Here is a 13,901-nt window from a genome sequence, read left to right as displayed (position 1 = left end):
TTTGCAAGAATTCTACCCCGTCTGGCGGCCGACGCCGCGCATCTGCAACTGGCGCTATGTCAGCCTGTCAATCGCAGCGTCAATTCGCCCGACGCAGCGCACAGAAATGGAACCCGTCGGTGCCGCTCAGAGCCGGCGACAGCGAGATATCGCTTGTCTTGCCGATCCGGGCGGCCGCTGCGTGACCGGGGAAGCTGATATCCCAGAGCGCGCGATGATCGACCGGGACAAAGCCCTTGTGGCGCTCGCGAAAGGCGGCGATCTGCTCGCCATTCTCCTCGTCGAACACCGAACAGGTGATGTAGACCAGCAGGCCGCCGGGTTTGACATAGGCCTTGGCCGCGTCGAGGATCGCCGACTGCTCGCCCTTGCGGGCATCGAGCTGTCTCTGCGTCAGCCGCCATTTGGCGTCGGGACGGCGCCGCCAGGTGCCGCTGCCGGTGCAGGGCGCATCGACCAGCACGATGTCCATGTGGCCTGCGAGGGGGCTGAGCTCGGCCGGCTTGGTGACGACCTGGACGTTGCGGTTTTCCGAACGGCGGATGCGGTCGAAGATCGGCGCCAGCCGCGCCTTTTCGGCATCATGGGCGAAGACCTGGCCTTTGTTGGCCATCGCCGCCGACAGCGCCAGCGTCTTGCCGCCGGCGCCGGCGCAGAAATCGAGCACCTGCATCCCGGCTTGCGCGCCGGCAAGGGCGGCAACGATCTGCGAGCCTTCATCCTGGACCTCGAACCAGCCTTTCTGGAAGGCCGGCTCGGCCTGTACGTTCGGGTGCCTGCCGTCGCCGTCGATGGGCGGGATGCGAATGCCTTGTGGCGCGATAGCGGCTGCCTTGGCGCCGGTTTCGGCGAGTTCCGCCAGCACTTTGGCGCGGTCGGACTGCAGCGTATTGACCCTGATGTCGAGCGGCGGGCGGGTCGCCAGGGCAGCACCTTCCGCAACCCAGTCTGTGCCAAAGGCTCGTTCGAACAACGGCGCGCACCAGTCGGGTATGTCCGCCCGCACCGCCTCCGGCGCGTCTTCAGGCCGGCGCTCGGCCAGCGCCTGCAACTCGGCGGCGCTGAGCAGCGGCGGCGCGAACTTGTCACCCTGGAGCGCATCGTTAAGCGATTGCGGCGTCTGGCCCCATTCGATGAGCAGCGCGCCGAAGCCGATGGCGCGGGGCGTGTCTTCACCCAAAAGCCAGCCGGCGGAACGTTTGTGGCGCAGCGCGTCGTAGACGATGTTGCCGATCGCCGCGCGGTCGCCGCCGCCCGCAAAGCGATGCGACAGGCCCCAATCTTTCAGCGCATCGGCCACCGGCCGGTGGCGCCGGCCAATGTCGTCCAGCACTTCAATGGCTGCCGCCAGCCGTCCGCCCAGTCGCATTCGTCATTCCACCTATCGAGCACAGTATCCTTCGGCCTGCTCTTAGAGCGTTTCGCGTCGAGATTGAACCCCGCTTGAATTTCGCGGCGACGAGGCCTTCCGCTCGCGGCCGACGATTTTCCCCGCCGGCAAATGTCCGCCCGCCGGCGATAACAAATCTCAAATATATGCAAGATCTCTAATGTTGGTAACTGGCCGCCGTAAGCACGATCTGTGGCGCAATTGCTCTGCTTTCCAAGCTTTTGCGTTGGGAATACTCTTTGCGCCATGATTCGCGGCGCGGAAAAGCGGACCGACGGATCGATACGAGGAGAGGGCAATGAAAACGTATCTTGCGGAAGTTCTAGGGACATTTCTATTGGTGTTTATCGGCACGGCGTCGGTGGCGACGGGTGGCTTTCTCGCCGACTTGCCGCTGGGCCAGGAAGCCATCGGCCTGGCGTTCGGCATCGGCCTGATTGCGGCGGCTTACGCGGTGGGTCCCATCTCAGGCGCACATCTCAACCCGGCCGTCACGCTCGGCGTCTTCCTTGCCGGCCGGCTGCCGGCCAAGGATGTGATTCCTTACTGGATCGCGCAGATCATCGGCGCCATTCTGGCCTCGCTGGCGCTGTGGATCATCGTCTCCGGCCAGACCGGCGGGCACACCACCGGTTTCGGCGCCAATGGCTGGGACGTGGCGAAATGGGGGACGAGTTCGGCCTTCCTGTGGGAGCTGATCGGCACCTTCACCTTCGTCACAGTCATCCTCGGCGTCACCGCCGAGAAGCACTCGACGGCGTTCGCCGGCCTGGTCATCGGCCTGACGCTGGCCGGACTGCACTTCGCAATGATCCCGGTGACCGGCACCTCGCTCAATCCGGCGCGTTCGATCGGCCCGGCGCTGTTTACCGGCGGCGCAGCCCTCAGCCAGCTCTGGCTGTTCATCGTTGCGCCGCTGATCGGCGGCGCAATCGCTGGCGTCGTCGCCAAGGCACGCATCTTCGAAAAGGACTGATTTCGAAGCCTGCGAAAACGAAGGGCGCGGGCCTCGGCCCGCGCCCTTCGTTTGGGAGGTTGTATCAGGCAGCGATGTCGAAACGGTCGGCGTTCATCACCTTGGTCCACGCCTTGACGAAATCGCCAACGAATTTCTGCCCGGCATCCGCCGACCCGTAGACCTCGGCCAGCGCGCGCAGCTGCGCATGCGAGCCGAAGATCAGGTCGGCGCGTGTGGCGGTCCACCTGACTGCCCTGGTCTTGCGGTCGCGTGCTTCATAGACCTCATGCGAGCCCGGCTCGGAGGCCGGATCCCAGATGGTGCTCATCGAGAGCAGGTTGACGAAGAAGTCGTTCGTCAGCGTGCCCGGCCTGTCGGTCAACACACCATGCTTCGAGCCGCCGGTGTTGGCGCCGAGCACGCGCAGGCCACCAACCAGCACCGTCATCTCCGGCGCCGTCAGGTTGAGCAGTTGCGCCCGGTCGACCAGCATGGCTTCGACCGACATCGGCGGTTTGCCCCTGACATAGTTGCGGAAGCCGTCAATTTTCGGCTCGAGCGCCGCAAAGGAATGGACGTCGGTCTGCGCCTGCGAGGCGTCGGTGCGGCCGGGCGTGAAGGGAACCTTCACCGCATTGCCGCCATCCGTTGCGGCTTTCTCGACCGCGGCGACGCCGCCGAGCACGATGAGGTCGGCCAGCGAGACCTTCTTGCCGCTTGCGTTGAACTCGTTCTGGATGGCTTCGAGCTTCGCCAGCACGGTAGCCAGTTCGACAGGCTGGTTGACCTCCCAGTCCTTCTGCGGCGCCAGGCGAATGCGCGCGCCATTGGCGCCGCCGCGCTTGTCGGAGTTGCGGAAGGTCGAGGCCGAGGCCCAGGCGGTCGAGACCAATTGCGAAACGCTGAGGCCCGAAGCCAGGATCTTGGCCTTCAGCAATGCAATGTCCTGGTCGCTGACCAGCTCATGGTCGACGGCCGGAACCGGATCCTGCCAGATCAGCTCTTCCTTCGGCACCAACGGGCCGAGATACCGCACGACCGGCCCCATGTCGCGATGGGTGAGCTTGTACCAGGCACGGGCGAAGGCATCGGCGAACTGCTCCGGATGCTCATGGAAGCGGCGCGAGATCTTCTCATAGGCCGGGTCGGCCCGCAGCGCGAGGTCGGTGGTCAGCATTGCCGGCGCATGACGCTTCGAGGGATTGTGCGCGTCCGGCACCGTAACCGCGCCAGAGCCGCCCTTCGGCGTCCACTGATAGGCCCCGGCCGGGCTCTTGGTCAGCTCCCATTCGAAGTTGAAGAGATTGTCGAAGAAGTTGTTGCTCCACTTGGTCGGCGTCGTCGTCCAGGTAACTTCGAGGCCGGATGTGATCGCGTCGCCGGCAATGCCGGTGGCATGCTTGCTCGACCAGCCGAGGCCCTGCGCCTCGATGCCCGCGCCTTCCGGCTCGGCGCCGACCAGTGTTGCATCACCGGCGCCATGGGTCTTGCCGAAGGTGTGGCCGCCGGCGATCAGCGCCACGGTTTCCTCATCGTTCATTGCCATGCGTCCGAAGGTCTCGCGGATGTCGCGGGCCGAGGCCAGCGGATCCGGCTTGCCGTTCGGCCCTTCCGGGTTGACGTAGATCAGGCCCATCTGCACCGCGCCGAGATGGCCGTGCAACTCACGGTCGCCGGAATAGCGCTTGTCGTCGAGCCACTTGGTTTCCGAACCCCAGTCGACATCCTGCTCGGGCTCCCAGACATCGGCGCGGCCACCGGCAAAGCCAAAGGTCTTGAAGCCCATCGATTCCAGCGCGACGTTGCCGGTGAGAATCAACAGGTCGGCCCAGGAGATCTTGCGGCCGTATTTCTGCTTGACCGGCCACAAAAGCCGGCGCGCCTTGTCGAGATTGGCGTTGTCCGGCCAGCTGTTCAGCGGCGCGAAACGCTGCTGGCCCGCACCGGCGCCACCCCGGCCGTCGCCGATGCGATAGGTGCCGGCGCTGTGCCAGGCCATGCGGATGAACAGCGGCCCGTAATGGCCGAAATCGGCCGGCCACCAATCCTGCGAATCCGTCATCACCTTGTGCAAATCCTCGATCACCGCGTCGAGGTCGAGCGTCTTGAACTCCGCGGCGTAGTCGAAAGCTTCGCCCATTGGGTCCGAAAGGCTCGACTGCTGGTGGAGAACGCCGATGTCGAGCTGGTTCGGCCACCAGTCGCGGTTGGTCCTGGCGGAGGTTCCATGCGCGACCGGGCATTTGCCGGCGCTGTTGTCGTCGGTCATCGCGTCCATCTTGGCCTCCGAATTGCTGATTTATGTGTTGTTTTTTCCGGGCCGGCCGGGAGCCGCGCCACTCTGGAATGGTTCCAGACTAAGCCGTCTCTTCGATAAAAACAAATTGCCTTTCCTGTTTGTTGCGATAGGCTTTCCTTATGATTGGCTTGACCGTGCGGCAGATGCAATATTTCGAGGCTTTGGCGCAAACGCTGCATTTCGGCCGCGCCGCAAAACTCGCCGGTGTCAGCCAGCCGGCGCTGTCCGCGCAAATCGCCGAGATGGAGCAAAGGCTGAACTGCCGGCTGTTCGAGCGCGGCGGCAAGACGGTGCGGATGACGGAAGAGGCGCAAGCGCTGCTGCCACGCATCGAGCGCATCCTGCGCGATATCAGCGACGTCGAGACGACGGCCCGGCGCGGCCGCCCGGCCATGGAAGGCCGCTTCCGGCTAGGCATCATCCCGACCGTGGCGCCGTATCTTTTGCCGCATGTGCTCCCGGAACTGAAACGGCATTTTCCGTCCCTGCAGCTCGAACTGCGCGAAGCAGTGACGGCATCACTGGTCGAGGACACGGCAACCGGACGGCTCGACGCCTTCATCGCCGCGCTGCCGCTCGAGCAGCCGGGCCTGGTCACCGAGGAACTGTTCGCCGACCGCTTCTTCCTCGCCGTGCCAGCCGGAGATCCAGCCTTCGCCTCGCCACCGGTGCCGCCGGAAAGCCCGGCGCTGGAGCGGTTGATGCTTTTGGAGGAAGGCCACTGCCTGCGCGAACAGGCGCTGGCCCTGTGCGGCAGCGTGCGTCCCGTAGCGATGGCAAGCTACGGCGCCACCAGCCTGACGACGCTGCTGCAGATGGTGGCGCATGGTCTCGGCGTCACGCTCATCCCCGAAATGGCGGCAAGGCCGGCCAGCGCCATGCCGGACCTCAAGATCGTGCCGTTCCAGGAGCCAATGCCGCAACGCACGATCTGCCTCGCCTGGCGCCGCAACAAGGTGCGGCATGATGAATGCGTGGAACTGGCGAAGATCATTCGGGGGTTGGATGCGGCGGTGCTGGGGGTGTGAGTCGTTCGGGTCTTAGATGGCGCCTTGGGAACACCGAAAAGAAACTCAAATCAGGCGCGTTCGAGAATACCCGCCTTGATGGTTGGTCGCCAGATCGCACCAAAGCCTCAAGGGATAAATACCAGAAATACATACGTAAAAAACACAACGGCATGGACGATTCCGGTCAGGAAGGTCGTCCTTTCGTTGCTAAAGCTTACGCCGCATATGAAAAGCGCTAAAACCAAAAGTACGGCGTCAGCTTCCGGGAGCCCCAGGGTCAACCCTCGTCCCGTAAGCAGGCTGGCTGCTGCGACCGCAGGTATCGTCAAACCAATCGTGGCGCAAGCCGAACCCATTGCGACATTCAGGCCGCGCTGCAGCTCATTGTTGAGTGAAGCGCGAACCGCCGAAATGGCTTCCGGCATCAAAACCAGACCCGCGATCATTGCCCCCACAATGCTGTCAGCCTGGGTCACCTGGTAAGCAACGAGCGCATTTTCAACACTTGCGGCGACCTGCTCGGCGAGCATGACAATTCCGATCAGTCCGATTACCAGGAGCAGAGCGCTGGAAGAGATGCTTTTGTGAGGGGCGGTTCGCGCCGAAAGGTCGTGTGCCAGTCCTTCGATGAAATCGTCCCGGTGCCGGACTGTCTGCGCGAACACAAAGCTTGCATAGAGCAGCACGGAAAGAACGCTTACCAGGCCAAGCTGAGCTGCCGAAAATGTGCCGGGATCGGTGGTCCGCGTGTAGGTCGGCAGGATAAGCGTCATGACGGTCAGTGCGGCCAAAACCGCCAGATATGCGCTGGTCCCTTGCCGGACAATTGCCTGCTTGCGATGCCGCCAGCCGCCAAACGTGAGACACATTCCGACAACGCCGGTGGAGGCAATCATCACTGTCGAGAAGACCGATTCACGTGCAAGCGTGGGGTTGTTCTCTCCATGCAGCATCATGGAAACGATGATCGACACTTCGATTGCCGTCACGGCAAAAGTCAGCACCAATGTGCCGTAAGGCTCCCCCACACGGTGGGCCACCGCCTCGGCGTGATCGAGCACCACGAAAATAGTGATGAACATGATCGCACTCGAGAGCGCTCCGACGAGAATCCTGACGCTCGGCGAACCTTCGTCCACCGATAGCCCGCTGACTCTGACCGCAACGGCTAGTGCCAGCGCGGCCAAAGGCATCGCATAGGAAGTCGCTGATCGTGCGAAACCAGTCATTCAAGCCCCAATGCGTTCGGCGAACCTTGCGGAAGCCTGTCGAGCACCCCAGTGTCGTTTCGAAGCCGGGCAGTCCCGTCCCCCGGCGTTCAACCTTCAAGCCGTCTTCTGCACCACCAGCCCCAGTTCCTCCACCATCGCCTCGCGCATCAGAAACTTCTGCGGTTTTCCCGTCACCGTCATGGGCAGTTCGGTGCGGAAGCGGATGTAGCGGGGGATTTTGTAATGGGCGATCTGGCCGGCGCAGAAATTCTTGATCTCCTGCTCGGTGGCGATCTGGTTGGGCTTCAGCACGATCCAGGCGCACAGCTCCTCGCCATATTTGGCGTCGGGAATACCGAACACCTGCACCTCCTTGACCTTGGGATGGCGATAGAGAAATTCCTCGACCTCTCTGGGATAGACGTTTTCGCCGCCGCGGATGACCATGTCCTTGACCCGGCCGACAATGTTGCAATAGCCCTGGGAGTCGATGGTGGCGAGATCACCGGTGTGCATCCAGCCATCGCTGTCGATCGCCTCGCGGGTTTTTTCCGCGTCGTCCCAATAACCCTTCATCACGGAATAGCCGCGTGTGCAAAGCTCGCCCGGCGCGCCGACCGCGACGGTGGCGCCGTCGGCGTCGATGGCCTTGACCTCGACATGCGGATGGATGCGGCCGACAGTGGAGACGCGTTTTTCCAGCGGATCGTCGACGCTGCTCTGGAACGAGACCGGGCTGGTCTCGGTCATGCCGTAGGCGATGGTCACCTCTTCCATATGCATCAGCGTCACCACCTTCTTCATCACCTCGATCGGGCATGGTGAGCCCGCCATGATGCCGGTGCGCAGGCTGGAGAGATCGAAGCTGGCGAAATCCGCATGGTCGAGCATGGCGACGAACATGGTCGGTACGCCGTAGAGGCCGGTGCAGCGTTCCTGCGCCACCGCCTTCAGCGTGGCGCCGGCGTCAAAACCCTCGCCCGGGAAAACCATGGTCGCGCCCTTGGTGACGCAGCCCATCGTGCCCATCGACATGCCGAAGCAGTGATAGAGCGGCACCGGGATGCAGAGCCGGTCGTCGACGGTGAGCCTGATTGCCGCGGTGACGAAATTGCCGTTGTTGACGATGTTGGTGTGGGTCAGCGTCGCGCCCTTGGGCGCGCCCGTCGTGCCTGATGTGAACTGGATGTTGATGGCTTCGCCCGGCTTCAGCCCTTCGGAGATGCGGTCGAGGCTGTCATGCTCGTCACGGCCGGCCATCGACAGCACGTCGGCGAAATTGAACATGCCGGGCGAGTTGTCATCGCCCATGCGGATGACGATCTTCAGCGCCGGCAATTTCTGCGCCTTGAGCTTGCCGGGGGTGGCCTTGGCGAGCTCAGGCGCCAGCGTCTCGATCATGCCGAGATAGTCGGAGGTCTTGAAACTGGCGGCGGTGACCAGCGCCTTGCAGCCGACCTTGTTGAGGGCATATTCCAGCTCCGTCAGCCGGTAGGCCGGGTTGATGTTGACCAGGATCAGGCCGATGCGAGCGGTGGCGAATTGGGTGACCAGCCATTCCCAGCGGTTGGGCGACCAGATGCCGACACGGTCGCCTTTTTCGAGGCCGAGCGCCAGGAAGCCGGCGGCGAGCGTATCGACCGTGTCCGACAATTCGCTCCAGGTGAAGCGCTTGTCCTGGCCGACGAAGACGGCAGCATCCTGCGTGGCGTATTTGCTGACCGTGCCGGAGAAAAGCTGAGGGATCGTCTTGTCGAGCAGCGACGGGGTGCGCTCGCCGGAGACATGCGCCCTGCCATCGATCGGCGCGATGAACGCCCTGCCGCGCCCGCGCAGATTGGTGGCGTTCTTGAGCTCGTCGAGATTGATCGCCATCGCCGTCTCCTCCCGATGAGTGAGCCTAGCAGCCTGATGGGGTGGTGGAAAGTACAGGTGGTTTCCCTCCCCTCGAGGGAGGGTGCCTCGCGAAGCGAGGCGGGTGGGGTCCTCAGCGAAGTGCTCGACTTCCTTGGTCACGGTCGACCCGGCTTGGGTCGTCTCGCGTCGAGCACTGCCGGAGCGACCCCACCCGTCCATCCGCCTTTGGCGGCTGTCCACCCTCCCCTCAAGGGGGAGGGAGCGCGCTCATCTTCGCGGCTATTTCCCGCACTAGCGCCTCATCCGCCGGCGCACGATCTTTCCGGGCAGCCACCAGGCAAGCCTGCGACTCCAGCACAACCCCATCGGCCAGCACCTTGAGATGGTTGGCGCGTAGGGTCGAGCCGGTGGTGGTGATGTCGACGATGACATCGGCGAGGCCGGCGGCCGGTGCGCCTTCGGTGGCGCCGAGGCTTTCGACGATGCGGTAGACCTGGATGCCGTGCTTTTGCGAGAAGAACTGCTGCGTGAGCCGCCAGTATTTGGTTGCGATCCTCAGTCGCCTGCCGTGGCGCTGGCGGAAATCGGCGGCGACATCGTCGAGATCGGCCATAGTATCGACGTCGAGCCAGATGCCGGGCACCGCGACCACGACATCGGCATGGCCGAAGCCGAGGCGAGCGACGATTTCGGCGCGCGCCTCCCAGTCGGCGAGGTTTTCGCGCAGCAGATCCTCGCCGGTAATGCCGAGGTCGACCGAACCTTGCCCAATCTCGCCGCCGATTTCGGACGCCGACAGGAACGCCACCTCGATGCCCTCGGCGCCGTCGATGCGGGCGCGGTACTGGCGCTCATCGCCGGGCAGGCTGACGGCAAGCCCGGCCCTGGCCAGTACCTCCAAGGCCTGCTCCTTGAGCCGGCCTTTCGATGGGATCGCCAGCGTGATCATTGCGGCTCTCCCCGCAGCGCTTCGATGCGGTCGAGCCAGACGGAGAAGCCGACGCCGGGGATCGGCGTCTTGGCGCCGAGCAGGGTCAGCAGCCGGTCGTAGCGACCGCCGCCGGCCAGCGGCCGCTCGCCACCAAGTGCTGCGATCTCGAAGACGATGCCGGTGTAGTAATCCAGCGGACGGCCGAAGGCAGCGTCGTAGCGGATCGTCTTTGCAGGCAGGCCATGTGCCTCGATGGCTTTGGCGCGGGCGGCGAATTTTTCCAGCGCCGCGCCCAGCGAAAGCCCGGCAGAGGCCGCAAAACTTTCGAGCGCAGCACTCGAGCCGTCGAGCGGCACGTCGATGGCGAGAAAATCCCTGAGCGCCGCAAACGCTTCGTTCGACAACCGCACGCTGCGCAGTTCGGCCTTTTCGATCAGCCGCCGGGCAATGTCGGCGGGCGCGCGTCCGCCGGATGCCAGCAGGCCGGCCTCTTCCATGCCGCCAGCAATGTGGGCGGAAAGCGCTTCGAGATCGCGATCGAGGACAAGGGCCGCGACTTCGCCGTCAAGCTGACCGTTGCGTGGCGGGTTGGCGAGATCGGACAACGCTGCCTGCAGCATCGGCGCCGAACCGAAGGCACGCGCAAGTCGCATGCGCCAGCCGCGCGGCAGGCCGAGTGCGGCCAGCACCGCTTCGAAAATGGTCTGGTCGCCGAGTGTGATCGCCAGCTCCTGGCCAGGCAGCACCAACTGCAGCAGCGCATGCGCATCGGCCAGCGAACGGGCATCGGCCTCGGCCGTATCGCGGTCGCCGAGATCCTCGATGCCGGCTTGGAAAAACTCGTTGCCGCCCTCGCGGCGCTGGCGGAACACTTCGCCGAGATAGGAATAGCGGCGCGGCGTGCCGGCCTGCGAGGCGATGTGGTCGAGGCAGACGGGGATGGTGAATTCGGGACGAAGGCACAGCGTCTTGCCGGTCTCGCTTTCGGTGAGAAAGATGCGGCGGCGCAGATCCTCGCCGGCCATGTCGAGGAATGGGTCGGCCGGCTGCAGCACCGCGACCTCGACCGCATGGGTGTTGCGGGTGGCGAAGAGGTTTGTGATTTCGGATGCGATGGCGGGATAGCGGGAGGTCATGCGTGGCGCGAGGCACCCCCCTCTGGCCTGCCGGCCATCTCCCCCTCAAGGGGGGAGATTGGCAGCTTGGAGCGCAGCGCCTCTTCTTCAACGCCGGAGATTGGCGAAACCATGCGCGACATCCAATCTCCCCCCTTGAGGGGGAGATGACCGGCAGGCCAGAGGGGGGCGTTCAAGCGCCACCCTTCGCACGGTCAGCGACCTGCGCCGCCAAGATCTTCTTCACCTCGGCGACCAGCTCGCTCTCCGCCACCGTGACCTGTGCCGGCCTTGCGGCGCGCCATTCGGCGTTGTCAGTGATCTCGGCCGACATGCGCGCGCCCTCGATCAGATCCTTGATCTGCAACTCGCCCTTGGCGCGCTCATCGCCGCCCTGGATAACGGCGACCGGGCTGCCGCGGCGGTCGGCATATTTCAGCTGCGCCTTCATGCCGGCGCCGCCGAGATACATTTCGGAGCGGATGCCGGCGGCGCGCAGCTCTGCGACCATCTTCTGGTAGCGGCCAAGGCTATCGGTATCCTTGTCCATGACCAGCACGACGACCGGCGCGATGACATCGGTGGTGTCCAGCTTGCCGAGGTTCTTCAGCGCCGTCATCAGGCGGGAGACGCCGATCGAAAAGCCGGTCGCCGGCACCGGCTCGCCACGGAAGCGCGAGACCAGCCCGTCATAGCGGCCGCCGCCGCCGACCGAGCCGAAGCGCACGATCTGGCCGTCTTCGTTCGGGATCTCGGCCAACAGCTCGGCTTCGAAGACCGGGCCGGTGTAATATTCGAGGCCGCGGACAACGGAGGGATCGATGCGGATGCGGTCATTGTTGTAACCAGATGCATGCGCCAACTTTGCGATGACAGAAAGCTCCTCCAAGCCTTCTACTCCGCGAGCATTGCCCTCTACTGCCTTTGCCATACTCGCAAGGGTTTCATCGTTGGAAAGCCCTAATGCACCACCCAATGCATCCGGATATGCTGCAAGGCTCAACACTCGTTCGATGTGAGCTGCGCCAAGGCCCGCGCCTTTAGTAAAGTCCCCTTCGCCTTCCTTACCGCCATCCCATCGTCCGGCTCCAAGCAAAAGAGCCACGCCGTCTGGGCCAAATTTATCCAGCTTGTCGATCGCCCGGAGGACATGCAGCCGGCGGCCAGCATTCTCATCGCCGCCAAGGCCAATCGCCTCCAGCACGCCATCCAGCACCTTGCGGTTGTTGACGCGGATGACGTAGTCGCCACGCTTGATGCCGAGCGCTTCCATCACGTCGGCCATCATCATCGCCATCTCGGCATCGGCCGCGACGCCCGGCGTGCCGATGGTGTCGGCGTCGAACTGCATGAACTGGCGGAAGCGGCCGGGGCCGGGCTTTTCGTTGCGAAACACCCAGCCGGAGCGGTAGCTGCGGTAAGGTTTCGGCAGCCGCTCAAAGTTCTCGGCGACGAAACGCGCCGTCGGCGCAGTCAAATCGTAGCGCAGCGACAGCCACTGCTCATCATCGTCCTGGAAAGAAAATACGCCCTCATTAGGCCGGTCCTGGTCGGGCAGGAACTTGCCCAGCGCATCGGTGTATTCGATCAGCGGCTGGTCGGCCGGCTCGAAACCGTAGAGCTCATAGACCGAACGGATCGTCGCCATCATCTTCTCGACGGCGCGGATATCGTCGGCACTGCGGTCGGCAAAGCCGCGCGGCAGCCGCGCTTTCGTCTTTTCCGATTTGTCGGCCATGGGATGGGTCTTTTCGCTTAGTAATCGATGACTTGTTTGGAGTGGGCGTGTCCTAACCGAAGCGGCTTGGTGCGGCAAGGGTTTGCGCTCTTTCCTTCTCGTCCGAAACAAAACGCACCGAAAGGAAACAATTCCGCCATCGGCGCGGCATCGTGCCGACACAATCAGAGCCGATAAGCGCGCCGAAACAAAGGGTTGGGGCCATGACTGCGGCACACAAGTTCGACATCAGAGACGACGGCTTGCATGAAGTCCGGCTGCGGCCGGCCGAGAGCCGTGCGCAGGTGACGGCGAGCCCCGGTCCGTTTGAGGTCACTGCCGACGAGCGCAAGGGTTCCACCGTGCGCGAGGCGCTGATGACTGGATTGCTGGTGATTTATCCGGCCTTTGCGGCACTGGCGGCGATTGTCGCCGGGCTTTTTCTGACGGGCGCCAGCGGGACGTGAGTTCCTTACCCTCGCCCTTGTGGGGAGGGTCGACGCGTAGCGTCGGGGTGGGGGTGCGGCGCCAAGATACCCCCACCCGCGCCTTCGGCGCGACCTCCCCACAAGGGGGAGGTAGGGGGACAGCGCCCTAGTTCGGCCTCTTAAAGGCCTTGCGTTCCTTCTCCACCTGCTCCCGGCACACGCAGCCTTCGAGATGGTCGTTGACCAGACCCATCGCCTGCATGAAGGCGTAGACCGTCGTCGGGCCGACAAAGGTCCAGCCGCGCTTTTTCAACTCCTTCGAAATCCTGATCGAGACCCCTGTCGTCGGGTTGGCGCGTAGATGCGCCATGTCCACCACCGCCGGCCGCTCCTCCGGCCCCGGCTCGAACTTCCAGAACCAGGCGGCCAGCGAGCCGAACTCGTCGACCATTTCGCACGCCCGTTTGGCGTTGTTGATGGTCGAGACGATCTTGCCGCGGTGGCGGATGATGCCGGCATTGGCGACCAGGCGCTCGACATCCTCGTCGGTGAAGGCAGCGACCTTGTAGAAGTCGAAACCGGCGAAGGCCTCGCGGAAATTCTCGCGCTTGCGCAGAATGGTCAGCCAGGACAGGCCGGACTGAAAGCCTTCGAGGCAGATCTTTTCGAACAGCCTGCGGTCGTCGGCGACCGGCCGGCCCCATTCATGGTCGTGGTAGTGCAGATAGTCCGGCAGATTGCCGTGCCAGAAGCAGCGCGTGATCCCGTCGGAGCCGGTAAGCAGTCCGGTGTTGTCTTGAGTCATGGCCAATCCATTCGTTAACGCGCTTTCGCGCTGCATTTACCGCGGCTTTACCAGATTCCTGAACCCGGCGGTAACCACACCAAAAGGTTTACTGACAAAGCGGCATTTTACGCATTCCGATTCATGTTTCGGTTGTGGCTTCGCGCCAAGGATCGCGCAACCGGGGGCAAGTTCCGCCTC

11 protein-coding genes are annotated in these 13,901 nt (G+C 63.8%); 3 read left to right on the top strand and 8 right to left on the bottom strand.

Annotated features, from left to right (window positions below; translation table 11 throughout):
- Window positions 1–79: 79 nt before the first annotated feature.
- Window positions 80–1,369, bottom strand: coding sequence for an RsmB/NOP family class I SAM-dependent RNA methyltransferase (locus AC3CCE_RS25320; RefSeq protein ID WP_352627485.1), 1,290 nt, complete (start codon window positions 1,367–1,369; stop codon window positions 80–82).
- A 319-nt stretch (window positions 1,370–1,688) separates the two neighbouring features.
- On the opposite strand from AC3CCE_RS25320, the gene AC3CCE_RS25315 reads away from it, so the two are divergent.
- Window positions 1,689–2,366: an MIP family channel protein gene (locus AC3CCE_RS25315; protein WP_023681822.1), complete on the top strand. Its 678-nt coding sequence runs from the start codon at window positions 1,689–1,691 to the stop codon at window positions 2,364–2,366.
- A gap of 64 nt (window positions 2,367–2,430) precedes the next feature.
- On the opposite strand, the gene katG is transcribed toward AC3CCE_RS25315, so the two are convergent.
- Entirely contained in the window at window positions 2,431–4,626 is a 2,196-nt protein-coding gene (gene katG / locus AC3CCE_RS25310; RefSeq protein WP_027050224.1) for a catalase/peroxidase HPI, read from the bottom strand.
- Window positions 4,627–4,766: 140 nt separating this feature from the next.
- Between katG and AC3CCE_RS25305 the strand changes: the two genes are divergently transcribed.
- Window positions 4,767–5,675, top strand: coding sequence for a hydrogen peroxide-inducible genes activator (locus AC3CCE_RS25305; protein WP_023667719.1), 909 nt, complete (start codon window positions 4,767–4,769; stop codon window positions 5,673–5,675).
- A gap of 107 nt (window positions 5,676–5,782) precedes the next feature.
- Here the strand turns inward: AC3CCE_RS25305 and AC3CCE_RS25300 are convergent, their stop codons facing one another.
- The 5 genes from AC3CCE_RS25300 to hisS form a co-directional block, all read right to left on the bottom strand.
- On the bottom strand, window positions 5,783–6,886 hold the full coding sequence (locus tag AC3CCE_RS25300; RefSeq protein WP_023704465.1) for a calcium:cation antiporter: 1,104 nt from the start codon (window positions 6,884–6,886) through the stop codon (window positions 5,783–5,785).
- A 96-nt stretch (window positions 6,887–6,982) separates the two neighbouring features.
- Window positions 6,983–8,743, bottom strand: a complete 1,761-nt coding sequence (locus tag AC3CCE_RS25295) for an AMP-binding protein (RefSeq protein ID WP_352626320.1) — start codon at window positions 8,741–8,743, stop codon at window positions 6,983–6,985.
- Window positions 8,744–8,972: 229 nt separating this feature from the next.
- Window positions 8,973–9,674 carry an ATP phosphoribosyltransferase gene (hisG, locus tag AC3CCE_RS25290; RefSeq protein WP_352626319.1) on the bottom strand — a complete coding sequence of 234 codons (702 nt, stop codon included), beginning with the start codon at window positions 9,672–9,674 and terminating at the stop codon, window positions 8,973–8,975.
- Complete coding sequence (locus AC3CCE_RS25285) at window positions 9,671–10,792, bottom strand: ATP phosphoribosyltransferase regulatory subunit (RefSeq protein WP_352513099.1); 1,122 nt, start codon at window positions 10,790–10,792, stop codon at window positions 9,671–9,673. The genes hisG and AC3CCE_RS25285 overlap by 4 nt, the downstream gene beginning before the upstream one ends.
- Before the next feature lie 172 nt (window positions 10,793–10,964).
- Window positions 10,965–12,509 (bottom strand): histidine--tRNA ligase, encoded by a 1,545-nt coding sequence (gene hisS, locus AC3CCE_RS25280; RefSeq protein ID WP_352513101.1) that lies wholly within the window; start codon window positions 12,507–12,509, stop codon window positions 10,965–10,967.
- Between the two features lie 203 nt (window positions 12,510–12,712).
- On the opposite strand from hisS, the gene AC3CCE_RS25275 reads away from it, so the two are divergent.
- Entirely contained in the window at window positions 12,713–12,955 is a 243-nt protein-coding gene (locus AC3CCE_RS25275) for a hypothetical protein (protein ID WP_352513103.1), read from the top strand.
- Between the two features lie 127 nt (window positions 12,956–13,082).
- Here AC3CCE_RS25275 and AC3CCE_RS25270 read toward each other — a convergent pair whose 3' ends face one another.
- On the bottom strand, window positions 13,083–13,721 hold the full coding sequence (locus AC3CCE_RS25270) for a DNA-3-methyladenine glycosylase I (RefSeq protein WP_352513105.1): 639 nt from the start codon (window positions 13,719–13,721) through the stop codon (window positions 13,083–13,085).
- Window positions 13,722–13,901: the final 180 nt, after the last annotated feature.

Source organism: Mesorhizobium sp. P160187, assembly GCF_057766425.1.
This window is presented reverse-complemented; position numbering and strand designations above follow the sequence as displayed.